The organism is Lacrimispora sp. (assembly GCF_036758025.1).
In the GTDB taxonomy this organism is placed as follows: Bacteria; Bacillota; Clostridia; order Lachnospirales; family Lachnospiraceae; genus Lacrimispora.
Genome location: NZ_DAIOXM010000040.1, coordinates 1 through 25,540, shown reverse-complemented (window position 1 = coordinate 25,540; position 25,540 = coordinate 1). Strand labels below are relative to the sequence as shown.

General features: G+C 44.8%; 22 protein-coding genes and 1 pseudogene. 17 read left to right on the top strand and 6 right to left on the bottom strand.

Annotated features, from left to right (window positions below; translation table 11 throughout):
* Positions 1-115: 115 nt before the first annotated feature.
* From V7M78_RS21120 to V7M78_RS21105, 4 genes are all read left to right on the top strand, one after another.
* Positions 116-1,540 (top strand): glycoside hydrolase family 1 protein, encoded by a 1,425-nt coding sequence (locus V7M78_RS21120; protein WP_442914688.1) that lies wholly within the window; start codon positions 116-118, stop codon positions 1,538-1,540.
* Positions 1,541-1,639: 99 nt separating this feature from the next.
* A complete protein-coding gene (locus V7M78_RS21115) occupies positions 1,640-2,497 on the top strand; it encodes a PRD domain-containing protein (protein WP_333652907.1) in 858 nt (285 codons plus the stop codon).
* Positions 2,494-3,675, top strand: a complete 1,182-nt coding sequence (locus tag V7M78_RS21110; protein ID WP_333652904.1) for an MFS transporter — start codon at positions 2,494-2,496, stop codon at positions 3,673-3,675. The genes V7M78_RS21115 and V7M78_RS21110 overlap by 4 nt, the downstream gene beginning before the upstream one ends.
* A gap of 264 nt (positions 3,676-3,939) precedes the next feature.
* Positions 3,940-5,127 (top strand): phosphopentomutase, encoded by a 1,188-nt coding sequence (locus V7M78_RS21105; RefSeq protein ID WP_333652901.1) that lies wholly within the window; start codon positions 3,940-3,942, stop codon positions 5,125-5,127.
* Between the two features lie 9 nt (positions 5,128-5,136).
* Here V7M78_RS21105 and V7M78_RS21100 read toward each other — a convergent pair whose 3' ends face one another.
* On the bottom strand, positions 5,137-6,684 hold the full coding sequence (locus tag V7M78_RS21100) for a helix-turn-helix domain-containing protein (RefSeq protein ID WP_333652899.1): 1,548 nt from the start codon (positions 6,682-6,684) through the stop codon (positions 5,137-5,139).
* 180 nt (positions 6,685-6,864) lie between these two features.
* On the opposite strand from V7M78_RS21100, the gene V7M78_RS21095 reads away from it, so the two are divergent.
* From V7M78_RS21095 to V7M78_RS21075, 5 genes are all read left to right on the top strand, one after another.
* Positions 6,865-8,439, top strand: coding sequence for a PTS transporter subunit EIIC (locus V7M78_RS21095; protein WP_333652896.1), 1,575 nt, complete (start codon positions 6,865-6,867; stop codon positions 8,437-8,439).
* Positions 8,440-8,449: 10 nt separating this feature from the next.
* Positions 8,450-9,817, top strand: coding sequence for a class-II fumarase/aspartase family protein (locus tag V7M78_RS21090; protein ID WP_333652892.1), 1,368 nt, complete (start codon positions 8,450-8,452; stop codon positions 9,815-9,817).
* A gap of 125 nt (positions 9,818-9,942) precedes the next feature.
* Positions 9,943-11,148, top strand: coding sequence for an N-acetylglucosamine-6-phosphate deacetylase (locus V7M78_RS21085; RefSeq protein ID WP_333652888.1), 1,206 nt, complete (start codon positions 9,943-9,945; stop codon positions 11,146-11,148).
* Positions 11,129-11,875 (top strand): HAD family hydrolase, encoded by a 747-nt coding sequence (locus V7M78_RS21080; protein WP_333652884.1) that lies wholly within the window; start codon positions 11,129-11,131, stop codon positions 11,873-11,875. The genes V7M78_RS21085 and V7M78_RS21080 overlap by 20 nt, the downstream gene beginning before the upstream one ends.
* A gap of 231 nt (positions 11,876-12,106) precedes the next feature.
* On the top strand, positions 12,107-12,559 hold the full coding sequence (locus V7M78_RS21075; protein ID WP_333652882.1) for a hypothetical protein: 453 nt from the start codon (positions 12,107-12,109) through the stop codon (positions 12,557-12,559).
* A gap of 99 nt (positions 12,560-12,658) precedes the next feature.
* Here V7M78_RS21075 and V7M78_RS21070 read toward each other — a convergent pair whose 3' ends face one another.
* The gene (locus V7M78_RS21070; protein WP_333652880.1) at positions 12,659-13,150 is read right to left on the bottom strand and encodes a cysteine hydrolase family protein; all 492 of its coding nucleotides are present in this window, start codon (positions 13,148-13,150) and stop codon (positions 12,659-12,661) included.
* 120 nt (positions 13,151-13,270) lie between these two features.
* Between V7M78_RS21070 and V7M78_RS21065 the strand changes: the two genes are divergently transcribed.
* Positions 13,271-14,203, top strand: a complete 933-nt coding sequence (locus V7M78_RS21065; protein ID WP_333652878.1) for a helix-turn-helix transcriptional regulator — start codon at positions 13,271-13,273, stop codon at positions 14,201-14,203.
* A 113-nt stretch (positions 14,204-14,316) separates the two neighbouring features.
* Here V7M78_RS21065 and V7M78_RS21060 read toward each other — a convergent pair whose 3' ends face one another.
* From V7M78_RS21060 to V7M78_RS21050, 3 genes and pseudogenes are all read right to left on the bottom strand, one after another.
* On the bottom strand, positions 14,317-14,613 hold the full coding sequence (locus V7M78_RS21060) for a hypothetical protein (protein ID WP_333652876.1): 297 nt from the start codon (positions 14,611-14,613) through the stop codon (positions 14,317-14,319).
* Between the two features lie 13 nt (positions 14,614-14,626).
* Positions 14,627-14,830: pseudogene (locus tag V7M78_RS21055) on the bottom strand (sigma-70 family RNA polymerase sigma factor); the annotation flags it as partial.
* Between the two features lie 301 nt (positions 14,831-15,131).
* Positions 15,132-16,460, bottom strand: a complete 1,329-nt coding sequence (locus V7M78_RS21050) for an MATE family efflux transporter (RefSeq protein WP_333652873.1) — start codon at positions 16,458-16,460, stop codon at positions 15,132-15,134.
* 82 nt (positions 16,461-16,542) lie between these two features.
* Here V7M78_RS21050 and V7M78_RS21045 point away from each other — a divergent pair, with 82 nt between their 5' ends.
* The 7 genes from V7M78_RS21045 (at position 16,543) to mtnA (ending at position 24,560) form a co-directional block, all read left to right on the top strand.
* Positions 16,543-17,376 (top strand): MerR family transcriptional regulator, encoded by an 834-nt coding sequence (locus V7M78_RS21045; protein ID WP_333652870.1) that lies wholly within the window; start codon positions 16,543-16,545, stop codon positions 17,374-17,376.
* Between the two features lie 150 nt (positions 17,377-17,526).
* Positions 17,527-17,763 (top strand): helix-turn-helix transcriptional regulator, encoded by a 237-nt coding sequence (locus V7M78_RS21040; RefSeq protein ID WP_442914687.1) that lies wholly within the window; start codon positions 17,527-17,529, stop codon positions 17,761-17,763.
* Between the two features lie 645 nt (positions 17,764-18,408).
* Positions 18,409-19,578 carry a substrate-binding domain-containing protein gene (locus V7M78_RS21035; protein WP_333652868.1) on the top strand — a complete coding sequence of 390 codons (1,170 nt, stop codon included), beginning with the start codon at positions 18,409-18,411 and terminating at the stop codon, positions 19,576-19,578.
* A 43-nt stretch (positions 19,579-19,621) separates the two neighbouring features.
* Complete coding sequence (locus tag V7M78_RS21030; RefSeq protein WP_333652866.1) at positions 19,622-21,133, top strand: sugar ABC transporter ATP-binding protein; 1,512 nt, start codon at positions 19,622-19,624, stop codon at positions 21,131-21,133.
* A gap of 1 nt (position 21,134) precedes the next feature.
* Positions 21,135-22,154 (top strand): ABC transporter permease, encoded by a 1,020-nt coding sequence (locus tag V7M78_RS21025; RefSeq protein WP_333652864.1) that lies wholly within the window; start codon positions 21,135-21,137, stop codon positions 22,152-22,154.
* Between the two features lie 39 nt (positions 22,155-22,193).
* The gene (gene mtnK, locus V7M78_RS21020) at positions 22,194-23,417 is read left to right on the top strand and encodes an S-methyl-5-thioribose kinase (protein ID WP_333652861.1); all 1,224 of its coding nucleotides are present in this window, start codon (positions 22,194-22,196) and stop codon (positions 23,415-23,417) included.
* A gap of 36 nt (positions 23,418-23,453) precedes the next feature.
* Positions 23,454-24,560 carry an S-methyl-5-thioribose-1-phosphate isomerase gene (gene mtnA / locus V7M78_RS21015; protein WP_333652858.1) on the top strand — a complete coding sequence of 369 codons (1,107 nt, stop codon included), beginning with the start codon at positions 23,454-23,456 and terminating at the stop codon, positions 24,558-24,560.
* Between the two features lie 95 nt (positions 24,561-24,655).
* On the opposite strand, the gene V7M78_RS21010 is transcribed toward mtnA, so the two are convergent.
* Positions 24,656-25,423, bottom strand: coding sequence for a DeoR/GlpR family DNA-binding transcription regulator (locus V7M78_RS21010; protein ID WP_333652855.1), 768 nt, complete (start codon positions 25,421-25,423; stop codon positions 24,656-24,658).
* Positions 25,424-25,540 lie beyond the last annotated feature (117 nt).

Here is a 25,540-nt window from a genome sequence, read left to right as displayed (position 1 = left end):
ATTATCATCAGCAATACTCCTTTCTTCCAGGAGGTAACAGGAATTACATCCCCACGGGCTTCTCTTGAAAAGCCGGTGATTGCAATTAAAACAAATCAGTAAAAGGAGTGTGCATATGAAAGGAACGAAATCAAATTTTCCAAAGGACTTTTTATGGGGAGCTTCCTCTTCGGCATTCCAGATCGAAGGCGGGTGGAATGAGGGAGGAAAGGGACCTACCGTTGCCGATATAAACGCCTTCAAACGCTCGGATATTCAGGCTGACAGCAAGGTGGCCAGCGATTTCTACCACCATTGGGAGGAAGATATCCGTCTGATGAAGGAGCTTGGGATGAAGATTTACCGATTCTCCATTGCCTGGGCCAGAATCGTGCCTGATGGAGACGGAGAGGTGAATCAGGAGGGCATTGATTTTTATAATAAGGTCATTGACTGCCTGCTGGAACATGGCATTGAGCCGTTTATCACCTTATACCACTTTGATCTTCCTTACGCCCTTGTTGAAAAGTATAATGGATGGGAATCCAGGGAGTGTGTAAAAGCCTTTGACCGCTATGCAAGAATATGCTTTGAAGCTTTTGGAGACAGGGTTACCTGCTGGCAGGTTCACAATGAGCAGAACCTCATGGTAAGAGTCGATGAACGGGTGAATATTACCACAGATGACGAATGGGAAGCCGACCGCCAGAGAGCCCAGATGGACTATCACATGTTCCTGGCTCATGCCCTGGCCGTGAAAGCCTGCCATTCCATTATACCCAATGGTAAAATCGGCCCTGCAGTATCTTCCACCTGTACCTATCCGGAAACCAACAAGCCGGAGGATGTGTGGGCAGCCAGGATGAACGACTGGTTTAAGACGGATTACTGTCTGGACATGCATTATTACGGCCGTTACCCCGGCTATTACATGCGTTATCTGGAAGAGAGAAACATTGTGCCGGTCATGGAGCCTGAGGATGAGGAAATCTTAAAAGGCGCAGACATGGATTTTATTGCCGTAAACTATTACCGCACCATCTGTGTCCGTTACCTTCCGGTTGATGAGGCCCATCCGGTGGGAGAGAGGGCATATCCCATCAATGAAGTGGATTTTGATATGTACGGCTATTTTCACCACATTAAGAATGAGAATCTGGCTGCCAGCGAATACGGAGCACAGATCGACCCTCTGGGTCTTCGGACCGTATTAAACAGTTATCATCAGAAGTACCATCTTCCTCTTATCATTACGGAAAACGGTCTGGGAGCTGCCGATATCCTGACAGAAGATGGAAAGGTCCATGACGAGTACCGGATCAGCTATTTGAAAGCTCATATACAGGCTATCAGCCAGGCCATAGAAGACGGAGTTCAGGTTATGGGATATTCTCCCTGGTCCTTTATCGATCTTCTCAGCTCTCATCAGGGTTTCCGGAAGAGATATGGTTTTGTCTATGTCAACCGGGAAGACCATGATTTGAAGGATTTACACCGCGTGAAAAAGGACAGTTATTTCTGGTACAAGCGGGTGATTGAAACAAATGGAGAGGAACTTTAAGTAGACCTCCGGTCCATTGCTCCATGAGCAGCCGCCAAAGTCAGGGAAGCTTGACTTTGGCTTGCTGCTTTCGTAAGAATAATAGAAATGGGGTTGGTTATGAGGGTTGTAAAAGTAATGAATAATTCCCTGCTGCTGGCGCTTGATGACAGCGGAAGGGAGGTAATCCTGATGGGCAAGGGAATCGGATTCAATAAGTCCATCGGGCACCGTTTAAAAAGTGAAGACATTGAAAAGGTATTTGTCTTAAAGGACCGGTCTGTTTCCAAGAACATCATCAGGCTTGCCTCCGAAATAGACAGCACCTACTTTGAACTGGCTAAACAGGTCATTGACTATGCCATTGACACCTATGGAATGGTGCTGATGGAGCATATTTATCTGGGACTTACAGACCACCTGTCTTTTGCTGTAAAAAGGAACAATGAGGGGATCTTAATACAGAATTTTTACACGCAGACCTTAAAACGCTTCAATCCAAAGGAATATCAGGTGGGCCTGTATGCTCTTAAGCTTGTGAGAGAGAGGCTGCAGGTGGAGCTGCCTGAGGATGAGGCAGGAAACATTGCCTTTCATTTTATCAATGCGCAGACAAATCAGTCTGACAGCATGGATAACCAGAAGATATTTGAGACAGTTAAGGGGATTTTGGATATCGTAAAATATAACTTCTCTATTCTCTATGATGAGGACGGCATCGGCTATACCCGTTTTGTAACTCATCTGCGCCTCTTTGCACAAAGGCTTGTAAACGGCAATCAGGATTTATACGATTATGAGGATTCCTTTTATACCCATGTGCTTGAGAAATGCCCCAGAGAATATGAATGCGTGAAAAAGATCGGCATTTTTATCAAGGAAAAATTTGATTCCAAACTGTCCAAGCAGGAAGAAATGTACTTGGCCGTTCACATCCACAGGATTCTGGAGGAATACGCTCAAAGGAAGAGAATATGAAAGAACAGACTTTGAATCATCTTACTTTTACCCGCAAACAGGAAATCCGCTACCTTGCCATAGTATCCCTGTTCTGGTTTGCACAATATGTGTACATTCCGTATCAGACCACGTTTTTAACTGCTTCCGGAGTTGGAAGCGCATTAATTGGAATGGTAGTGGGAGCCTATGGAATTTCCCAGCTTTTGTTAAGGTTTCCCATAGGGCTTTGTGCGGATTCTGTTGGCAGGCATAAATACTTTATTATGGCAGGAGCCCTTGCATCGGGAACTGCATCGGTTTTCCGGGTACTCTGGTGCAATGGCACCGGCTTTCTGATCGCCAATCTTTTTTCCGGACTGGCCTCTGCCATGTGGATATCCTTTATGGTGTTTTACACCAACCATTTTTCAGCTCAGGACCAGCAGGCTGCTACCAGCCGGATCGTGCTGTTCAACAATTTTGGAATGCTTCTGGGCTTTCTTTGCAGCACCTTAAGCTACCGCCGGATCGGCATGGCCGGAATCTGTATGCTGAGCATCTGTGCAGGCTTATTGGCTTTTCTCCTTTCTGTCAGGATCAAAGAAATTCATGTTAAGCCTGGCATGCATAAAATCGGGGAACTGCTTTCTGTCTGCAAAATCAGAAGTCTGTGGATGTTTTCTTTTCTGGCCCTGATTCAGCAGGGGATACAGCTTACCACTGCCATGTCATTTACAAACCAGATATTGAAAAATCTGGGCGCATCCGATGGAATTGTGGGGATATCTTCTGTAATCTATATGATGTCTTCCGTGGGGTTTGCTGCTTTTGCGGCTTCCGGCGCCTGCAGCCGTAAAGGGCCAAGATTCTGGATTCCTCTGGTATTTACGGTTGTGGCTCTGTACTGCGTCCTGGTTCCAGCCGCAGGGAATATACCGGTGCTTTTACTCCTGCAGATTTTACCGGGAATGTCCACGGGGATTTTGTTTTCTTTTACCACCTCCGAAGCAATGAAGCAGATTCCTGCCGGCAGCAAATCCACGGCAATGGGTTTGTTTCAGGCCGTATATGCGGTGGGAATGACAACATTTCCCATTTTTACAGGTGCAGTGGCATCGGAGGCGGGAATGAGAACCGGTTATCTGCTTCTGGCAGGCATTGCCTGTCTGGGGAGTGTTGGAGCGGTGATATTCTATAAAATCAGGCAGCATAACTGATTACCCTGCATGCGAAACACAGTTTTTTTCGTGTTTTGCGTGCAGGGTATTTTTGCACATCGGTCAATAATATTATAAAAACATTGCAAAAATTCCTTGGAATTGTATAATGAAGGTATGGAAGAAATACCTGAAAAGTGATATGCTGCGTGCAGACCATATTATATAAGTGAACAGCTGATTTCTTGGATTGGTACGAAAGAACCAAAAACCGGCTGAATCAGGGATTTTTGTGAAATTAAAATTAAGCTAAAAGGAGGAAATATGAAACGATTTAAACGAGTTTTTGTCATTGTCATAGATTCTTTGGGAATAGGAGAAATGGCTGATGCCGCCCAATACGGAGATGAGGGCAGCAATACCCTGGGACATATCGATGCTTCAGTAAGCCATCTTCACCTGCCCAATTTAGAAAAACTTGGTCTGGGAAATTTGTGTTCTTTAAATCATGTAAAACCTGTTGCAGATCCCAAGGCATATTACGGGAAACTCAATGAAGCCAGTGTTGGAAAAGATACCATGACAGGCCATTGGGAGATGATGGGACTATATATTACAAAGCCTTTTCAGACCTTTACGGAAACAGGTTTTCCCAAAGAACTGCTGGATGAACTGGAAAAGCGCACCGGACATAAGATCGTAGGGAATAAATCTGCCAGCGGTACGGAAATCATGGACGAACTGGGAGAGCATCAGATAGCCACCGGGGACATGATCGTCTATACTTCTGCGGATTCGGTTCTGCAGATCTGTGCCCATGAGGAAACCTTTGGCCTTCAGGAGCTTTACCGCTGCTGTGAGATTGCCAGGGAGCTGACCTTAAAAGACGAGTGGAAGGTGGGCAGAGTGATTGCAAGGCCCTATGTAGGTATGAAAAAGGGTGAATTTAAAAGAACTGCTAACCGCCATGATTATGCCTTGAAGCCTTTTGGAGACACAGCCCTGAATGTGTTAAAGAATGCGGGCCATGATGTGATCAGTGTGGGCAAAATCTATGATATTTTCGACGGCGAAGGTCTGACGGAAGGAAATAAATCCCAAAGCAGCGTTCACGGCATGGAACAGACCATAGAAATTGCTGAAAGAGATTTCAACGGTCTGTGTTTTGTCAATCTGGTGGACTTTGATGCATTGTGGGGACACCGGAGGGATGCGGTTGGATACGGAGCAGAGCTGGAACGGTTTGATGAAAAACTGGGCGAGCTTTTGCCGCTGCTGGGAGAGGATGATCTTCTGATGATTACAGCGGATCACGGCAACGATCCCACCTATAAAGGAAGCGACCACACCAGGGAAAAGGTGCCGTTATTGGCATATTCTCCGTCTTATACTGGCGGCGGAGAAATAGACGAACAGGACACCTTTGCCGTGGTAGGAGTGACGGTTTTGGAAAACTTTGGCTTAAGCAAAGCGGAAGGAATGATCGGAGAGCCTGTTTTAAAGCTGCTTTAAGGGATTTTGTCACACAAAATGGTCCCCGTAATGTTCCTTTAAATAAGTCTCCATCTCGGACTCGCTTTTTCCGCCGATTTCCGATACAAAGCGGGCGGCCAGAAACCGGTGTTTGCGGGTTGAAAATCCATAGGTCAGAAGCTTTTCCACATCGCTGCTGCCCACAAAGAAATTAATATGGATGACAGGAAGGTTTTGTCCGTGAAGCATGTTATAAATACGGGAGGAAAAGCAGAAGATATAGTCATAATCTAAGTCTTTCAGCTCATGGATTTCGTTAATATTGAGAGTTCCTATCCACTGCAGCTCCACGTATTCCTTGATCTGTTCCAGAAAGAAACTGACCCGCTCAAAACTGATGCTGGTCATTACCACGATTTTTTTATGCTGACGGCTTACGGTGCGGTTGCGCAGAATGTGCTTCTGCACCAGCAGCGTCAGGGAGGAAAGGTGTTCATCCATAAAGGAAAAGTTGTAGGCTGCCTTAAAATACACCTCATATTTCCGTATAATCTCATACAGGTCTGAAAACTGCTCCCTTGTATTTTCTACAGTCTTATCCACAAATGTACAGTGAAAATGATTCAGTGTAATTTCCCGGTAAAAATAGCTGTAAAGTTCCTGGATAAATTCTTCCTGGAGTGCAAAGGGTTTCTTTAAGCGATTGACCACCTGTTCTGCAAACTGTTCAGTGGTATGGCGCAGGCGGTTGTCCATGGGAAAGTCAGGACTGCTGGAAAAATTCATCATGCTGAGAACCACATTGTACAGCTTATTTTCCAGGGGTTTGTCAGTAAAATGAATGTTCAAAGGCGCCAGGGGCAGCCGGTAAGAAAATTCCATAGTTTCGCTGACAGGCCGGATTTCCATAATGCAGATAAACAGCAGCAGAAATTTTTTCGACGGATAATTGAGGGACAGTTGATATTCTGTTAAAAAGGAAGTCAGTTGGTTCACTGCCTGGGTGGAAACAGGCTGTAAGTAAGCATTAGCCAGATGATAGCTTTGCTTTTCCAACGGGGTGTTGGCATAACGGGCTTCAATCCGGTTTTCTGCTGTAAACTCCAGCAGAGGATGAAGAATGTTAAGGACGAGAAAGCGTAGCTGCAGCTCATCCCCTTCAATAGTAAGCCCTTTTTTCTTTAAGGTCAAAAGCTTAAGTCCGTGTTCTTGCAAAAGTTTTCTTAAATAAGCGGTATCCTGCTTTTTCGTGGTAAGGGAAATGCCCCAGTTCTCATATAAGGAAGAGGCATTGACATAGCCGTGAAAGAAAATGGTCACAATCATGACCCGGATTCGTTCAATGTGGGAGCTGGCGTAGTCTTCCATGGTGATCTGCTGGATAAAATCCACAAATTCCTTGTAGCTTAAACGGCTTAAACAGAGGCCTTTTTTTATTTCCACCAAAGGCTTTGTGGAAAAGAGGTTGATTCTTTCAACGGTCCGCCGTATGGATATTTCATCCTTTTCAAACTGCAGTGCAGCCTTTGACAGGGAAATTACCTGTCTTTTTTGTATAAAGCGCAGCAAGTTCAAATCGCTGTAGCTCAGTCCCATAATATAATCCCTCCCATACCGATATATTGTTATAGTTTTATTATAAAATTAAGGGCAACTAAACGCAACAATAAAATGTATCTTTTTTGCCTTGAAGCGTCCGAAAAAATTTGCAATAATGAGTATAAGTTTAAGACGCGCCTTAAAACCACAATGTCATAACAAAGGAAGGGAAAAAATATGGGAAATAAAAAGTCTAGCTGGAAGGACAGTATCCAGATATTCGGACGTTCACTGCTGCTGCCAATCGCAGTTCTTGCACCTATTGGCATGGTTATGGGGATTTGCAGTGCATTGGGCCAGTCTTACATGGTAGAGAAATTTCCGATTTTTGGAAATGATATTTTAAAGCTTGTGTTGTCCAGCTTACAAACGATTACAAGCATTGTTTTTAACAATATACCATTGCTGTTTGCCATGGGCGTTGCCCAGGGTATGGCAAAAAATGAAAAAGGAATTGCGGTTTTTGCATCTGTCGTGGGTTATTTGACACTGAACGTGGTAATGAGTGTTTACTTAAAACAGACAGGAACTCTGGCTGAGGCGGATGTTGCGGCCCAGGTGGGGCAAGGTACGGTTCTGGGAATTCAGACATTAAAGATTGAGGCCCTGGGAGGTATCATAGCAGGACTGACGGCTGCCAAGGTGGCGGACCGGTTTTACCGTCTGGAGCTTCCTCTGGCATTCGCATTCTTTGGAGGAAAGAAGTCCATTCCGATTATCACCTTTGCACTGATGATCCCTATTGGCCTGATCATTCCGGTATTCTGGAATATGCTGACCAATTTCCTTATCAGCATTTCCTTTATTTTCACAACGCCTTACATAGGAAATGCCGTTTATTACGCTTTAAACCGAGCGCTGATTCCCTTTGGACTCCATCACGTTCTGGCTTCCATCGTCCGCTTTACTGAAGCCGGCGGAACTTACATGATCAATGGAACAGAGTATGTGGGAATCTTAAATGCAACCAATGAAGTTTTATTTAACTTAGGGCCCACCAGCGAATACTGGAGCCAGCTTATGCCAACCCTTACCAGCTACTTAGGAGGTGCGCAGATGCTGACAACCTTGTTCCGTGTGCCAGCTGTAGGTCTGGCTATGTACCGCACCTCTTTCTTAAAAAACAGAAAAATTGCAAAAGGTGTTATCCTCACCTGCTGTCTGACTGCATTTTTAGGAAATATCACGGAACCCCTGGAATTCTCATTCCTGTTTATTTCACCCCAGCTCTTTATTCTGTACTGCATCATGAGCGGTATTGGTGCCATTCCTTACCAGATGCTGGGTATTTCCATCGGTTATATCCGCGGTACGATTTTTGACTTTGGAATTTTCGGTCTTTTATATGAAAATACTAATTGGATTAATCTGGTTCTTTTAGGCATCGGAAACTTTGTAGTATTTTACTTTGTATTCAAATGGTTCATCGAAAAATTCAACCTGGAGACACCGGGACGTGAAGAGTTTGAAATTGAAGAATCCGCAAGCATTCTGCTGAAAGAAAAGAACTGGCCTGCCATTGCTGAAGTTGTTATCAAAGGCCTGGGAGGCAAGGAGAACATCTTAAGCGTGGAAAACTGTATTTCCCGGCTTCGTATTGACTTAAAAGACCCGGCTTTGGTAGATCAGGTAAAAATTAAAGATTCCGGCTGCGCAGGTATTTTCTTCCCGTCAGCCAATCACATTCATGTTGTATTCGGGCCTCACGTGGAATTTGTACGTCACGCAGTAGATGATGCCCTAAAGAAATAGGAGGTGGAGGATGAGAGCTTTTTATGATTCAAAAAGTGGACTGGATGACAGGGGGATTAAAAAGCTGCTAAGTGAAGCGGCAAAGTATGAAACCTGGCTGAAGGTGGAGGCTGCCCTGGCTCTTTCCCAGGCAGAGGAAGGTTTCATACCCATGGAGGCAGCCAAAGATATTGCAGCGGTTCGCTTTGAAGACCTGGACTTGGATGAGATGAAGCGGATTAAAGCCAAGGTAGGACACGGTTTTGTTCCCTTTGTCAAGGTTTTGGTAAAGGCAGCCGGAGAAGAGGGCGGAAAGTATGTTCATTACGGAGTTACTACCCAGAATATCCAGCAGACTTCCCAGCTTTATATGACGATGCAGGTAAACCATATTTTTAAAAGCTTTCTCGGAGATATTCTGGCGAATTTAGGCAGGCTGGCCCAGGATAATGCAGATACAGTCATGGCCGGGAGAACCCATGGCAAGCATGCCATACCCATTACCTATGGCTATAAGGTTTCTGTCTGGATCAGCGAGCTTTTAAGTACTTTAGAACGTCTGGAGGAAAGCGAAAAACGGGTATTTGTGACCATGATGGGAGGAGCAGCAGGAGGCTTTCATGCCACTGGCTCTGCAGGCCGTAAGGTTCAGGACCGTGTCGCCCATAAGCTGGGCATGGGGTCCATGGATGTTCCAAGCCGGAATATGTGTCAGATGAAGATTGAATATCTGATGAACTTATGCTTATTGTGCAATACCCTTCACAAAATGGCCGAAGAGGTTTACTATACAGGAGTGGAGGAGTTTTCCGAGGTCAGTGAATCCTTTACTCCGGGAACTATAGGCAGTTCCACTATGCCCCAGAAAATCAACCCCAAGCTTGCAAAAGGAATTATCGCTAATTCCCAGAAGCTTTACTCTCTTCCAGCTACAGGGCTTTATTCCTCCGTGCGGATGTTTGAAGGAGACAGCAGCTCTTATATGCTGTTTGACGGAATTATGGAAGAAGGGCTGGAACTGACCACTGAGGTGCTGATCCGGGCCGAAGAGCTGAGTCGGACCCTTCATATTAACAAAGAGCGGATGCTGAAAAATGTGAACTTAAATAAGGGCCTGGATAACAGCGAGTTTGTGATGATGAATGTGGCTGAAAAGCTGGGCAAAGACAAAGCCCATGAACTCATGTATGAAAAGGCCATGAAAGTGGAGCTGGACGGAAAGGACTATTACGACGTGCTGATAGAAGATGAAACCCTGTCTTCCATGTTTACGGCAGAGGAATTAAAGTCCATGATTGATCCTGCCAGCTATACGGGATTGTGCAGCGTCCTTGCCAGGGAGATGGCAGAGAAGGCATTAAAGACAGCAAATATGCTGAAGGAAAAGCTGGAGTCATAGGAGAGTTCGGTGATATGAGCCGGACTTGACGGCAAAGGGGAACGTATTGATATAGAAAAGGGGATGTGGCAGTATTTTGCACCATTCCCTTTCGTTTTAAGACGGGACATGAAAGGAGGCGGACTATGATCATTTATTCAAAACATATTATTCTGGAACAAGAAGAATTTGATGGGTTTATAGAGATTGAAGATGGAAAGGTCAAGGCTTTGCATAAGGAATATGACGGGCCTTATGAGGACTTTTCTGATTTTGTGATTCTGCCCGGATTTATTGATATCCATATTCATGGCTGGGCTACAGGTTCTTTCTGGTTTGAAAAAAGCGCCGGGGCGTTAAAAGAGATGAGCCGTACCCTTCCTTATGCGGGAGTCACTTCTTATCTGGCTGCTTCGGGAGCAGATACCCTGCCGGAGATTAAGCGGTCTATTGAAGCGGCCGATGAAGCTTATGAGATGGATTATCCGGGGGCAGAGATGCTGGGGGTTCATTTGGAAGGGCCTTTTATCAATCCCCAGTACCGGGGAATGCAGCGGGAAGAATGCTGCATTCTGCCAAGTCTCCGTGTCATGAAAGAACTTTATAACAGCTTCCGGAACAAAGAGCTTTGCCGGTACATGACCATTGCCGTGGAACTGGAAGGAGCAAGAGAGGTGCTGGAATTTTGCAGAAGCCATAATATTCAGACCTCCATTGGACACAGTGCAGCCACCTTCGCCCAGATCAAGGAAATCAAGGATGCAGGGGTGGGAGGATTTACCCATACATTCAGCGGGATGCGGGGATTCCACCACCGGGAGCTGGGTACGGCGGGAGCCGCCTTGTATTTCGATGATATGATGTGCGAATTTGCCAAGCAGACAGGAATGACAGTATCTCATGAGGCTTTTGACATCGCTTACCGGATCAAGGGCAGCGGGCGGATTATTATGACTACGGACTGCAGCGGCCTTGCCCAGACTCAGACGGAATTTGACCATTATGTGAGGAAGATAAAATTTATAAAGGATGGGGACAAGGTCCGGATTGCCCATTATGACGGCAGGGAGGAATGGATTGATCCCAGGGATTATAAGGCTGTTAAGGATGTGGAGCTGAGTTATATAGGCTCCATTCAGAACATGGCCTGCCATACCCGGGTGGATTGGTTTGATATTATGAGGATGACCAGCTTAAATCCGGCCCGGTATATCCATGTGGATGATAAGAAAGGAAGTATTGCACCCGGTAAGGATGCGGACTTTACCATTGTGGATTCAAATTTAAATCTGGTCAGTGTATTCTGCAGAGGAAAGGAGATGAGGGAAGGAGATGAAATGTGCAGTAAGTGATTTTGACAGGACTCTGTATGTTGACGGTTCTGTCAGTGACGAAAACTTAAAGGCAGTCAGTGAATGGCAGGGGGCAGGAAACAGGTTTGTCCTTGCCACAGGGCGGAATGAGTCTTCTCTCCGGGGACTTTTGGAGACATATTCCTTAAAGCCGGATGCTCTTATTCTCAATAACGGAGCTTTGATCTTGGACGGAACAGGAAAGGAATTATTTTGCAGGACCATAGACGATCAGACGGCCAAGGAAGTGCTTTTATTCCTTCACGGTCTTGGGGATGAAGGGAGCGGTGTATCCATGCGAAGGGGAAAGGTAAATGTACTTTCAGGCTCCGGCAGCACCACTCAAAAGTCCAGTGACGGGCAGATTTCCATAGACCAGATTGATTGTCTTAAAGAAATCGTGCAGATCCACCGCCGCAGGAAGGACAAAGCCTGGATTAAGGAGCTGTGCAGCCAACTGAATGACCGTTTTCCCCTTATATCTGCTTATCCAAATGTGTGGAACGGAGATATTGTGGCAAAGGGCGTGGATAAATCGGCTGCTGTGGACTGGATCTCAAGGTACTGGGGCGGATTTGATGAAATAAGGGTCATTGGTGACAGCGCCAATGACATGAAGATGATAAAGGATTATTGTGGTGCCACTTTATACAGTGCCGACCCTGATATCCAGGCCGTTGCTGCAATCGTTGTGGAAGATGTAGCGGAATATTTGTCAATGCATTAGAAGTTTTTTAGATAATAAGGAAATGGGAGATAATACCCTGTCAGTCAGGAACAGTTTTTTGCTGTGTCCGGCTTTCGGGGTATTATTTCTTTTTGTGGAGGAGTTATTTATTATATATCGGCGATAAATGTATGAGACTTTTAAGGTGCTCTCTGATATAATAAGGCTAGAAAAGATGAGTTTTCATAAAAAATTTGTGGCGTGAAGCCGTGTCACGGAATGGAGGTAAATATGACGGAGATAATTATTAAACCACATCATTTTATGGATATTATAAAATTATATGGTTCAGGAGTGGAAGTTTTTGTCCCTGATGAAAACATGGGGCATGACTTTTATAAGGTTGCTAATGAAATTATTAAAAATCATCAAATTCAATTGCAATTAACAATTGAAGCTGATGATATTTGCCGTCCATGCCGAATGTACCAAAATGAAATGTGCATTGATAAAGTTTATAAACCCAACTATGAGTATAAACATGACTATAATCAAATGCTGGATAAACGTTTAATCGAGAAATTGAATCTTTGTATAGAAAACAATTATAGTGCTAATGAATTGTGCCGGCTTATGCTTGAACATCATAACTGTATTTTTCAGGTCTGGCATGAAGAGGATGATATAATCACTCAAAAAAGACATGATTTATTTGTCTTAGGTGCACAAAAATTTACCGAATAAAAAATAGTAGAATACAAAGCTCTATAAACAGACTGATAACCGAGCAAAGCGGCTGGCGAAAGAACGCCTGCCGCATTATGTGGTCAATATGGAAAGAGCTTAAATTAACAGGTCATTCAAACAAATTATTTTACTGCCTTTACTTTCATAATAACGCAGCATTTCGTCAATTTTTCTTTTATCATAACTGGTAACGCAATCTGACAGGACATTAACGCCGTAATTTGCTTTGCGTAAGTTGTAACAGGTTGATTTTACACAAGCAACAGCATCTGCTCCTGCTATGTAGAAATCACATATTTCATTTTTACTAATAAAGTCTGCAAATTCTTCACAGCTTAATGCATTTCCCTTGTATTTTGTAAATACATTTTCTGATACTGTTTTCAAGTCTGAAGCTAATTCCGACCCATATGTATTGGTTTTAAAAGTCCTGGTACCGGCTGATAAATTTTCATGCCTTATATAAATAACATGAATATCGTTATTGACTGCCCAATCAATAGCTTTATTGATATTTCCAATAACATCCTTGTAATTCTTTGTTATGTCATTTTGAATATCGATTATTACTAAGGCTTTTTTCTGCATGGTGTTTCCTCCTGATAGGTAGATTGATTTGTTTGCCTTCCTATTATACCTTTTGATTGTTGACAATAGTATGGCAACAATCTATAATGACAAAAAGTAATTTTGGAAGGCGGCTATCAGATGAAAGTTGACAGGCTTGTTAGCATTATTATGATACTCCTTGATAAAAAGCGTATAGGCGCACAGGAGTTGGCAGATATGTTTGAAGTTTCACCCCGCACAATCTACCGCGACATAGACACGATCAACATGGCGGGTATTCCTGTCCGCTCTACATCGGGAGTGGGCGGCGGCTTTGAAATCATGGAGAATTACAAGATTGATAGAAAGGTTTTTTCGGCTGCAGACCTTTCCTCTATCTTGATGGGACTTTCCAGTCTTTCCAACATGATACGAGGGGATGAACTGGTAAACGCTTTTGCGAAAGTCAAGAGTTTTATCCCCGCCGACAGAGCGAAAGACATTGAATTAAAAGCAAATCAAATATATATAGACTTAAGTCCGTGGATGGGCAACAGGAACATACAGCCATATTTAGAAATTATCAAAACAGCTTTGCAGGAAAGCAAGCTGCTGACCTTTGAATATGCTGACCGTTACGGAAATAAAACCGTACGAACAGCTGAGCCGTATCAGCTTGTATTGAAAAGCAGTCATTGGTATTGGCAGGGGTATTGCTATAAAAGAAATGATTTTCGCTTATTTAAACTATCCCGCACATCAAACCTGCAAATACAAGAGGAATTTTTTACGCCGCGGGATTATCAAAAACCGCAGTTGGATTTTACTGATATTTTGACAACTATGCAAACAAAAATCAAAATTCGTATTCATAAATCTATCATGGACAGGGTACTTGATTATTGCACTTATGAACACTTTTCGCCAGACGGTGATGAGCATTACATTGTTAGTTTTCCTTTCATAGAGAACGAATACCACTACAATATTCTTTTCAGTTTTGGGAATAAATGTGAGTGTTTAGAGCCATTACATATCCGCACAGAAATGAAGCGGAGAATACATGATATAGCTGACATATACGAAAGTTAATACTTGGACGAAGACGAAAAAGACAAACCTGCTCAATGATTTGATAGCTGAAAAATAATTCTGTAATTTATGCCGCCAGTAATGGCGGTTATTTTTTTTATTCACGGTATTACTTAAAACATAAGTGTATTTGACAATGGTATAATGCGAAGTGAAGAAGATTTATAGTTTCCAATGTATTGCAACAGCGTAGGATTTGCACCCGAGAGAGTGTCAATCAGTTTTTCGATTTCACCCTCGGTTTTGGCAAGTGCGGCGCGGGCGGCGGTCAACTTTGGATTGTAGCCTTCGGTTTTGCCGCCTTTCAGTGTTTGAAATGCCCGCATTTTTTTAACCATTTCATCATACACGGATTTTTCAAGCTCTTGCTTTGTAAGCGTACCTGCGCCTTGACAGCTTTTATTCTCCATGCGCTGTTTACACCGTAGGCTCAGACAGGCAGGCCGAGTATTCGATGCCGTCATCGCAATCCAAGGAATACTGTGCCTTGTTGCGCGTCAGCCTTCGCTGGTAAGCGGCCTCATACCGTTTCCCGGCCAGAAGTTCGGCGGCAACATCTTCCGAAACGTCGATAAACTGTTCTTGTATGTACCACGGGTAAAAATCCCGTAAATTGATTGTTGTCATTTTGAATGACCTCCATTTCTGATTTGTACCGGGGGACAGGGGAAAATCAGAAATGGGGACGGCGGAGATCGACACCGGGGCCGATCTCGCCAGGCCGGGACTTCGGGACACTTTGTCTCGAAGCAGGCGCAGGGAAAAACAAAAGCGCCCGCACAGAAAAACACTGCGTAGACGCTATAATTTCCTGTTATACGAAATAAAACTTCCTGCGGAGGGCCGTAATCTTCCCATGCTAAAACAAGGCTTTTTTTCTTTGCTGCCACCCAGCAGCTTTTCGCCAATCAGCTATATAGAAGAATTATTATTTAGCTATAATTTTGTAGTCTGTTTGTCTTGTCACGCCGGGCTTTACGATAATCGCAATACAAAGCGTGAGTAATTCTGCCGCAATCATGGGGAACCAAATGCTCTCCACGCCAAACAAGGTTGGAATTGCAAAGATACAAATGCTGTTCCATACCACACCTCTGCTGCAAGAAACCACCATTGCGCGGGAGGTGTTTTTTGTGGAAAGGAAATAAGTGATGTAAATGATATTAATAGATGCTGGAATCAAGGATAGGCCATATCCCTTTAGAGCCGCAAAAGAAACAGGTAGCAATGCCGTATTCTTGATAAACAGAGAGAGTGCGGCAGGACCTATCAGAAAATATGCTCCATACAGAACCAACGAGGCAACGAAATTGATGCCCAATGCTGTACGGAAGAAATATTTTACGTCCTCCGCCTGTTTTTCCCCAAAGCTATTACCAATCAACGGCTGGATGCCCTGCGACACGCCTAAGAAAATGCCGAACACAATCAGCAGCATATAGGTGCAGGCGGAAAAAGCGGCCAGACCCGATTCGCCAAGATAACTCAAGATCACATGGTTATAGCAGAAAATTGTAATAGGCTGGCTCATTTGGATTACAAACTCGGGCAGCCCCCGTGTAAAGATCTTTTTGAATAAAGCCCTATCCATGCGGATTTTTTTAATGCGTAGGATACCATGCCTCTTGATAAAATGTGTGGATAGCACAATACAGGCAATGATTTGTCCAAGACCGGACGCAATCGCCGCGCCCTTGATCCCCCATTGAAACGGGAAAACAAAAAGCCAGTCTAAAAAGATGTTTGCTATCGCACCGGAAACCATACCCCAAAAGGCCAACCCGGAGCTGCCATCATTGCGGACAAAAGCGCACCCTAAAATAGATAGCGTGAAGAAAATAGAGAACAGACTATACCAGCGAATATAATCCGTAGTTTCCTGCATGAGTACCGCTGTTGCACCAAATGTATCCGCAATCTGTGCGGGAAACAGGACTCCGATTAGTGTTAAAACAATACCCGCTATAAGTACAAGCATTGCGCTGGTCATAAAGGCATTGTTTGCGCCCTCATGTTCACCGCGTCCCTTTCGTATTGCCATGACAGTTGCCCCACCCACTGTCAGCATGGAAGCCAGTGCAGTCATAATCTCCGTAAAAGGCACCGCAAGGTTCACGGCGGCCAACGCATTTTCACCGACACCTTGCCCTACAAACATCCCATCCACAACGTTATAGGTGAAAGACACTACCATTGCGCTTATAGATGGCAACACATAATATGCGATTTGTTTTCTATTCTCACTTCTGTGTAACATAAAAGTCCCTCCTTGACTATTTGTAATAGATAGTATAAACTGTATAATAGTTATACAGTCAAGGGAGGGAGGGACGAAAAAAATGAAAGATTTTTTGAAGATTAGCGAGTTCGCAGCACTATCTGGGATTTCACGAAAGCTCCTGATCTTTTATGACAACCATGGTATTTTACAGCCATCAAAGATTGACCCAGAGAACGGCTATCGTTATTATTCTTATCGGCAAATCGACACCGCAAGCGTAATCGTTTCCTTTCGGGAAGCAGGAATGTCTTTAGAAAGCATACGGGACTATATTGGAACACGCTCTCCCCAAAAACTGCTTGAGCAGTTGGAGAGGCAAGAAGAAAGTTTAGAACAGCAAATCCAAAAGCTGCAAAAAATCCGAAGCATGGTCGCTTCTCGTATGGAGCAGACCAAGCACGGATTACAGGTGGACGCTGAAAAAATCTCCGTGGAGCTTCGCCCGGAAGAAAATCTCTTTTTAGGGCCGGAGTTACCTGATGATTATAAGCTGTCAGGCGGATGGAATTACCTTCCGGATTTTTATGCGGCCTGTGCTTCCCACGAAATACAGTTCGGATTTACAGTCGGCACTATGGTAAACTACGACAAACTGCAAAATCATCTTTGGAGCAAGCCAAGCAACTATTATTATCGCCTGCCCCAAAACCAATACCCAGCCTTTTATCAGAAACCTCAAGGATATTATATTGTCGGAACAGAATATACGGATTATGGACATACAGATACGCTTTACCGAAAACTTTTTGATTATGTGGAAGAACATCATCTAAAGATTTGCGGGAATGCCTACGAAGAATACTTAATTGACGAGATTGGTGAAAAAGACCCGTCTGCCTATTTGCTGCAAATCGCTATTCAAGTTGTGAAGCCGCTACAAACGGATAGATAGAAAAATTGATAGTTACCAGTTTTATATAGTGGATGCACAAATGTCAACGCTCTTTTGAAGCACGAACATGAAATTAAATAGTGCGTTGCATGAAACTACAAGTCGTTCAAATACTATAACCCGAAATATAAAATTACATTGGGTGATATAATGAAGATTGAACGAGACGAGCGCAGGCTGGATTTTCACGATATAGGGCTTGCCATAAAACGAGCAAGGGAAAAAGCGGGACTGACGCAAGAGCAGCTTGCATATATCATTGACCGTACTCCCCGCACCATCATATATAACGAGAACAACGGCCAGCATCCGAGCCTCAATGCCTTTTACAAGATGGTGACGATGTTCGACATATCCGTGGATTCCCGACAAAAACTCGGAGAGTAGCTGCCGGAAACGGATCGACGTGATGGAACGCATGGAGCTCGGACAATTTCAGATAGACGGTCTTGCCCTCCTCAACAGGGCGGGGCGGCGGCCCAGGCGGGGTATGTTCCTCCGGGCCCATGTTTTCTTTGTTGTCTGCCATTTACTAACCTCCTTTTTCGTGGCATAAAAAAAGACCAAACCTTTCGGCTTGGCCCTCGGGAAAGTTTATTCCCCCCTCCATTTCTGTATTTTTTAAGATACACCACTCCTTTCAGCCACCACGCAAAAAAGCCGCCTTTGTCTCCAATGGCGGCTTTTCAGCGTAGGTTGACTCACTATTTTCAGTGATTTTATTATTATGCCTTTGTTAAATACAGTTAAATAAAACATGAATAAATTTGATTGTAAATATTTCTTGTTAATTTGATCCTGTTTTATATGGAAGAAAATGGAAGAGTGTATATAATATAGAAAACAACATCACAATTGCGGTATAAAACAACATAAATAACAACTGAATACAATATAAAACAAAATAAATAAATAAAATCAAATAAAAATATTGAAAAAACGGGTACAATATGCTACAATTTTTACAGGAAGGACAGGAACGTGTGTCCGGAATAGAAAACTATATTTTATATTTTAAAGGAGGTTTACTTTATGAAAAAGAAGTTAGCAATGGTGCTTGCAGCGGCAATGGTATTGTCGGTAACTGCATGCGGCAGCAGCGGCACAGCCGCACCGGCAACGACAGAGGCGAAGACGGAAGCTCCTAAGACCGAGGCTCAGACAACTGCGGCGGAGAAGGCAGCAGAGGCTCAGTCTTCCAGTTCTTTGGCTGGAAAGAAGATTGCCGTTGTACGGAACCTGGCGGCAGGAGACCACACCCAGCAGTTTTTGGATGGATGTGTTTCTGAAGGAAAGAAGTTTGGCTGGACTGTTGACACCTTTGTAACAGACGGAGATGACGCAAGGGCCCAGGAGACCGTAGCCCAGGTTATTTCAAAAGACTATGACGGAATTATCGTATCTCACGGACAGTTATCCTATTCTTATGAGATGTTAAAGCCTGCCAGGGACAAGGGTATGGAGGTTGTAACCTTTGATACCATGCCATTTAAGGGCGGCGATGCAAGCGGTGAACTTCTGGAAGGAGTAACCTCCACAGCTCAGAATGACCAGGCACTGGCCGAGCTTTCACTTGGCTACATGATGGAAGAATTTGAAGCAAATGGCGGAACCTATCCTATGAAAGTGTTAAAGACCTTCATGGGCCCTGGAATCCCTCCTCTTGACAGACGTAACGAAATCTATACTAAACTGGAAGCAGAAGGCAAGATTCAGACTCTGGAAGTAATTGCACCATCTGATTCAGCCAATGCCCGCGGCGATATGACCAACAAGACAGCAGCTATTCTTCCCAAGTATCCGGAAGGTTCCGTAGATGCCATCTGGGGCTGCTACGATGAGCTGGCAAAGGGCGTTCTTCAGGCATTAAATGACGCAGGACGGACCGATATCCCCATGTACACCATTGACGTATCCAATGACGACATCCAGCTTATGGTTAAGAATCCTGACGTATGGAAATCCACCGCAGCCGTTGATCCCAAGCTGATCGGTATTGTGGATGTCCGCCTTCTTGCCCTGAAATTTATGGGAGAAGAAACACCGGATTATTTCGATCTGGATGCCAGCAACATTTTAACAACTGACCTTACCGCTCAGACCACCATGGGAGATCTGGGAACCATTATTGACGGCTGGGGCGATGCAGAAGATCCCAACGCTTTATACAATGATGCAATCAAGGGAGCTTATACAGAATAAATATAAGTGCTCCACGTCCATTACATAGTAAGGAAAAGATGCCATGAATGAAGTGAAACTTGAAATGAAAGATATATCCATCGAATTCCCCGGGGTTAAGGCCCTCGATGGAGTTGATTTTAGTCTGACAAGTGGTACGATTCATGCGCTGGTGGGTGCCAACGGCGCCGGTAAGTCTACCCTGATGAAAGTGCTTGCCGGCGTCAATACGCATTATACAGGACAAATTTACGTTGGAGGGGAACCGGTGGAAATCCGGTGCCCCAAAGACGCAAAAAATCTTGGAATAGAAATCGTATTTCAGGAGGTCGACACCGCGCTGATCCCCTATCTGTCTGTGGCTGAGAACGTCATGTTCAACACCCTGGTCAATAAGATGGGGCGCAAACAGATCGTACACTGGAAAGAAATCAGACAGGCAGCAGAAACGGTATTAAAGAAGTTAAACGTAGATGTGGATGTGAACAAACAGGTATCAGGACTGACTCTGGCGCAGAAGCAGATGGTTCTTATTGCCAGATGTGTGGCGGAAAAGTGCAGGTTCCTGATTTTAGATGAGCCGACGGCCCCTCTTTCCAATTCCGAGACTCTGGAATTGTTCCGGGTGGTCCGGGAGCTGGCAAAAGAGAATGTAGGAGTGGTGTTTATTTCCCACCGCTTAAGCGAACTTTATGAAATCTGTGAAACCATTACTATTATGAGGGACGGTAAACTGGTGACTAATCTGCCCCTCTCCAGAGAACTGGAAGTGAATACTCTTGTGGAATATATGTTGGGCCGCAGCTATGAGGACAATTACATAAGGAAGAGATGCGAGATCGGCGGGCCCCTGCTTGAAATAGAAAACCTTACGGAAAAGGAAGGGAAAGTAAAAAACATTACTATGACCGTCTGTAAAGGAGAAATCATCGGTGTGGCAGGACTGGTAGGTGCAGGAAAGACAGAGCTTTGCAAAACCTTGTTTTCCGCTTACCAGCATGCAGGAGGCACCATGAAGCTGAACGGGAAAGTGATCAGGGCAAAAGATCCCACCCAGGCGGTGAAATACGGGCTGGCTCTGGTTCCTGAGGAACGGAGAAAGGAAGGCGTCCTGATTACGGACCCGGTTGTATCCAACATTTCCGTTGCAGCCATGGAAAAGTATACCAGCCGTTTTTCTGTGGTAAACAGGAAGAGGGAAAAAGAGGATGCCAGAGGCATGATACGGGACCTTGGAATCAAGACTCCGTCAGAAAACCGGGTCGTTGCCCTGCTGTCCGGCGGAAACCAGCAGAAAGTGGTAGTTGGAAAGTGGCTGAACAAGGATTCGGAGGTCTATATTTTCGATGAGCCCACCAAGGGGATTGACGTGGGGGCCAAGCAGGATATGTATGAACTGATCGAAGGACTGGCAGCCAAAGGAAAAGGTATCATTTATGCTACCTGCGAATTCCAGGAAATATTAAGTATCTGTGACCGCATTTACGTCATGTATGACGGAGAGATCATCAAAGAGCTGAAGGCGGCAGATACCAACGAAAAAGAATTGCTTTACTATTCCACAGGAGGTAAATGATATGTCTGGGGCAGAGAAGGTAAAAAAGAAAAGGAATGCCGGAGACTTTGTGACAAAATGGGGCACCATTGCAACCATGCTCATTATGTTCATTTTGTTCACATTCGGAAACTGGAGCAAGGATACGGGAACGAGCATGTTTCTGACCCAGTCCAATATGATTACGATTCTTCGGGCGGTATCCATTACCACCATCATTGCAACGGGTCTTACGTTTGCCCTGGCGGTAAACGGCATGGATCTTTCCATTGGAGCGACGGCCCAGTTTGCAAATGTTTTTGTTATGACCTGCTTTGTATGGCGCAACATCAATATGGGTGTTTCCATCATCCTTACGGTGCTCATTTGTCTGAGCGTTGCAGTGATCAACAGCATTTTAATCGTTAAATTCAAAATACCGGATATGGTTGCGGCACTTTCCGTTATGTTCATGTATCAGGGAGTTTCCATGACCTATTCCAGAGGCGGAGCCATCACGGAGCGTATGACACGTCCCGATGGAAGCCAGGCGCCGGGCCTTGTTCCGGAAGCTTTCCGGGCACTGGGAAAAGAGCCGTGGCTGATCATTATTATGATCTGCGTGGTGCTGTTTGCGTATTTTTTCTTGAATTATACGAAACACGGCAGATACATGTATGCGGTTGGCGGAAATCCTGAGGCAGCCCAGCTTTCCGGCATTCCGGTGGCAAAGTATAAAATACTGGCATACTTTCTGTCAGCCACCTTTGCATCCGTCGGCGGAATCTGTCTGGCAGCCCGGGTGGGAACAGCCCAGATTTCAGCAGGTGACTCATATTTAATGCCTTCCGTGTGTGCGGCTTATATCGGTTTTTCCGTATTGGGCGCAGGAAAGGCCAATGCTTTCGGTACCTTTGCGGGAGCAGTGCTGGTGGGTATGCTGGAAAACGGCCTTATTATGATGTCAGTGCCTTATTATGCCATGAACATCATCAAGGGAGCGGTTCTTGCCATCGCCCTTGCCATGACCTACGCAAGCGGTAAGGCAAAAAATGTAAACTAAAAACAAAAGCAATATAATGATCAGGGGAAGGTGACAGGAATGTCTAGATACGACAGTTATTTTTTGATGAAAGCGGAAGATGTGCCGGGCTATGTCCAGGAGAAGCTTTCCTATTTTGATGAGTCTGCCAGTCTGGAATGCAAGGAGATCGGAGACGGAAACTTAAACTATGTATTCCGGGTAAAAGACCCGGCAAGCGGAAAATCCATCATCGTCAAGCAGGCAGGAGAGGCCCTTCGCATTTCAGCAGAAATGCGTGTTTCCACAGACCGGGGAAGGATTGAGGCGAAGATTCTGGGAATTCAGGATTCCTATGCGCCGGGACTGGTTCCCAAGGTATATTTATATGACGGAACCATGTGCGCCATGGTCATGGAAGATATGACGGGCCACACCATGATGCGCACCGCCCTGTTAAAGCATGAGATTTATCCCAAGTTTGCAGATCATGTGACCACTTTTATGGCCAATTCCCTTCTGCGGACAACGGATATTGTTATGGGGCATAAGGAGAAAAAAGAACTGGTCAAAAGCTTTATCAATCCGGATCTGTGTGAGATTACCGAGGATCTGGTATACAGCGAGCCTTTTATTGATTATAACCATAGAAACAATGTATTTCCTCCAAACGCGGAGTTTGTGAAAAAGGAATTGTACGGGGATGAAGCCCTTCATCTGGAGGCTGCCAAGCTGAAATTTGAATTCATGAACAATGCCCAGTCCCTGATTCACGGGGATTTACATACCGGCTCTGTGTTTATCAACAAAGAACACACTTACATCTTTGATCCGGAATTCGCATTCTTCGGCCCCATGGGCTACGATGTGGGCAATATCATTGCAAACATGTTTTTTGCATGGTGCAACGGCGATGCCACCATTGAGGATGAGAAGGAAAAAGAAGAGTTCTGCGGCTGGTGCTTAACCACCATTTCCGATATTGTGGATCTGTTTATTGAAAAATATAATCAGGTATTTGATGAGTATGTAACGGAAACCATGGCAAAGGTACCGGGCTTTAAGGAGTGGTATCTGGAAGGAATTCTTTCCGACACCGCAGGCGTGGCAGGACTGGAATCCATCCGCCGGACCGTGGGAATGGCCAATGTCATTGACATTACCAGAATTCCCGACGAGGAAAAGCGGGCCAGAGCCGAAAAGATCATCATCACTCTGGCAAAGAATTATATTCTGAACCGGCGCAGCTTCCGCTGCGGAGCGGATTACTTAAAGGCAATCAAAGAGGCAGTGAGCAGATTTTAAGGCGGGCATATCTGCGCATTTATTTAGGAGGAAAAAATGAGCGAAGAAACAAAAAAATCCATCTTGGATTATGATACCGTTGCTCTTGATGAGGAAAACAACGCCCTGGTGATCATAGACCAGACACAGCTTCCTTACCATACGGAAATCCTTTCCCTGACAAAACAGGAGGATATCTGGAATGCAATCTATCTTCTCCAGGTGAGAGGTGCGCCTGCCATTGGCGTGGCGGCAGCCATCGGCGTTTATCTGGCGGCAAGGGAGATTAAGGCAGATTCCTTTGATGAGTTTTACGGAGAGTTTCAAAAGGCCAAGGAATACCTTGATTCCGCACGTCCCACTGCCGTTAACTTATCATGGGCATTGAAACGCATGGAACAGGTGGTTTTGAAAAATAAAGATAAATCCATTGCTGAGATCGTGGAACTTCTTCATAAAGAGGCAGTTGAAATCCGGGAAGAAGATATCTGGGTCTGCAGAATGATCGGAGAATACGGCCTGTCTCTTGTAAAGCCGGGTGACGGTCTTCTGACCCACTGCAATGCAGGCCAGCTGGCAACAGTAAAATATGGAACAGCAACGGCCCCCATGTATTTAGGCCACGAAAAAGGTTACGGCTTCCGTATCTTTTCCGATGAGACAAGACCCCTTCTTCAGGGAGCCAGACTGACTTCCTTTGAATTAAAGGAATCAGGCCTTGATGTCACTGTGATCTGCGACAATATGTCGGCTACTGTCATGAGAAACGGCTGGGTCAATGCCGTATTTGTAGGCTGTGACAGGGTGGCAGCCAATGGGGATACTGCAAACAAAATCGGCACCTCCATGGTGGCCCTGGCAGCCAAACGTTACGGCGTGCCCATGTATATCTGTGCTCCCACCTCCACCATTGATATGAACACTCCTACAGGCAGGGAAATCCACATTGAGGAGCGCCCGGCAGAGGAAGTGGTGGAAATGTGGTATAAAAAGAGAATGGCTCCGGAAGGGGTAAAGGTATTTAATCCTGCCTTTGATGTGACGGACAGTGATCTGATTTCCGGCATCGTGACGGAGTATGGCATTGCCAGAGCACCTTATGAATCATCGTTAAAGGAAATATTCAGGAAAAAAGAAGAGGCTCTGAAAGAGAAAGAGATGTAAGCTGCAGCCCGGAGGCAGAGACGGTTTGTTTTTTGTGAAAATTATAAAAAGAGGATGTCTCAAAGGAAAGGGACATCCTCTTGGCAAAATCAGGTCTATGACTCTGATGCTTCGTAAAGCTCTATGTTGTTTTTTCGAAGGAACTCCCTCCACTGGACGCTCATCTGCTTATCGGTGACCAGTCCTGCGATGGCCTCAAAGCCGGATATGCGGATAAATGAGGTTTTATCAAATTTTGAGTGGTCTGCAATGAGGTAGACGTGATTGCTTCTGGTCATCAGGGTCTGGCGTATGGAGGCGATGGCTTCATTGGAATCGGTAATTCCGTGTTCCATGGAAATGCTCCGGCAGGACATAAAGGTTTTATCCAGATAAAAGGATTCCAGGTTCCGGATAGCGGTGCTTCCCACAAAGGCTTTATCTCTGGGAGTATAGGAACCGCCAATGGAAATGAGGCGGATATCTTCTTTGTCATGAAGCTCGTTGATGATCAGCAGGGAGTTTGTTACCACGGTGAGCCGCATTCCCTGTAACGCCTTTGCCACCTGAAGGGCCGTGGTCGAGGCATCCAGGAAAATAGAATCTCCGTTGTGAATCACGGACAAGCATTTTTGGGCAATGGCCTGCTTGCTTTCCATATATGCGGTTTCCCGGATGGTTAAATCCACATTATTTTCAACTCCATCCTGTATGAATGCGCCGCCGTATGTTCTGGTCAGGAATCCGTCGTCCTCCAGCTGTTTTAAATCCCGCCGGATGGTCTCCTCGGTTACGGAGAAAGTCTTTGAAAGCTCAGTCACCGTAACGCTTTTCTTTTCTAAAATAATATCTTTGATCCTGGCTTTCCTCGTTACTGCTAGCATTGGCATGTTCCTTTCTTTATGACAATCAATATTAAAATAAAATGCAATATAAAACCATAAAAATCAACTGGTATATAAGTATATTGTATAATTATTCTGATTAAATGTAAAGAAGGA

What these genes read in the sequence shown, in the direction of transcription:
- V7M78_RS21120 (WP_442914688.1), top strand. Translation starts at nt 116, where the DNA reads ATGAAAGGAACGAAATCAAATTTTCCAAAGGACTTTTTATGGGGAGCT.
- V7M78_RS21115 (WP_333652907.1), top strand. Translation starts at nt 1,640, where the DNA reads ATGAGGGTTGTAAAAGTAATGAATAATTCCCTGCTGCTGGCGCTTGAT.
- V7M78_RS21110 (WP_333652904.1), top strand. Translation starts at nt 2,494, where the DNA reads ATGAAAGAACAGACTTTGAATCATCTTACTTTTACCCGCAAACAGGAA.
- V7M78_RS21105 (WP_333652901.1), top strand. Translation starts at nt 3,940, where the DNA reads ATGAAACGATTTAAACGAGTTTTTGTCATTGTCATAGATTCTTTGGGA.
- V7M78_RS21100 (WP_333652899.1), bottom strand. Translation starts at nt 6,684, where the DNA reads ATGGGACTGAGCTACAGCGATTTGAACTTGCTGCGCTTTATACAAAAA.
- V7M78_RS21095 (WP_333652896.1), top strand. Translation starts at nt 6,865, where the DNA reads ATGGGAAATAAAAAGTCTAGCTGGAAGGACAGTATCCAGATATTCGGA.
- V7M78_RS21090 (WP_333652892.1), top strand. Translation starts at nt 8,450, where the DNA reads ATGAGAGCTTTTTATGATTCAAAAAGTGGACTGGATGACAGGGGGATT.
- V7M78_RS21085 (WP_333652888.1), top strand. Translation starts at nt 9,943, where the DNA reads ATGATCATTTATTCAAAACATATTATTCTGGAACAAGAAGAATTTGAT.
- V7M78_RS21080 (WP_333652884.1), top strand. Translation starts at nt 11,129, where the DNA reads ATGAAATGTGCAGTAAGTGATTTTGACAGGACTCTGTATGTTGACGGT.
- V7M78_RS21075 (WP_333652882.1), top strand. Translation starts at nt 12,107, where the DNA reads ATGACGGAGATAATTATTAAACCACATCATTTTATGGATATTATAAAA.
- V7M78_RS21070 (WP_333652880.1), bottom strand. Translation starts at nt 13,150, where the DNA reads ATGCAGAAAAAAGCCTTAGTAATAATCGATATTCAAAATGACATAACA.
- V7M78_RS21065 (WP_333652878.1), top strand. Translation starts at nt 13,271, where the DNA reads ATGAAAGTTGACAGGCTTGTTAGCATTATTATGATACTCCTTGATAAA.
- V7M78_RS21060 (WP_333652876.1), bottom strand. Translation starts at nt 14,613, where the DNA reads ATGGAGAATAAAAGCTGTCAAGGCGCAGGTACGCTTACAAAGCAAGAG.
- V7M78_RS21050 (WP_333652873.1), bottom strand. Translation starts at nt 16,460, where the DNA reads ATGTTACACAGAAGTGAGAATAGAAAACAAATCGCATATTATGTGTTG.
- V7M78_RS21045 (WP_333652870.1), top strand. Translation starts at nt 16,543, where the DNA reads ATGAAAGATTTTTTGAAGATTAGCGAGTTCGCAGCACTATCTGGGATT.
- V7M78_RS21040 (WP_442914687.1), top strand. Translation starts at nt 17,527, where the DNA reads ATGAAGATTGAACGAGACGAGCGCAGGCTGGATTTTCACGATATAGGG.
- V7M78_RS21035 (WP_333652868.1), top strand. Translation starts at nt 18,409, where the DNA reads ATGAAAAAGAAGTTAGCAATGGTGCTTGCAGCGGCAATGGTATTGTCG.
- V7M78_RS21030 (WP_333652866.1), top strand. Translation starts at nt 19,622, where the DNA reads ATGAATGAAGTGAAACTTGAAATGAAAGATATATCCATCGAATTCCCC.
- V7M78_RS21025 (WP_333652864.1), top strand. Translation starts at nt 21,135, where the DNA reads ATGTCTGGGGCAGAGAAGGTAAAAAAGAAAAGGAATGCCGGAGACTTT.
- mtnK (WP_333652861.1), top strand. Translation starts at nt 22,194, where the DNA reads ATGTCTAGATACGACAGTTATTTTTTGATGAAAGCGGAAGATGTGCCG.
- mtnA (WP_333652858.1), top strand. Translation starts at nt 23,454, where the DNA reads ATGAGCGAAGAAACAAAAAAATCCATCTTGGATTATGATACCGTTGCT.
- V7M78_RS21010 (WP_333652855.1), bottom strand. Translation starts at nt 25,423, where the DNA reads ATGCTAGCAGTAACGAGGAAAGCCAGGATCAAAGATATTATTTTAGAA.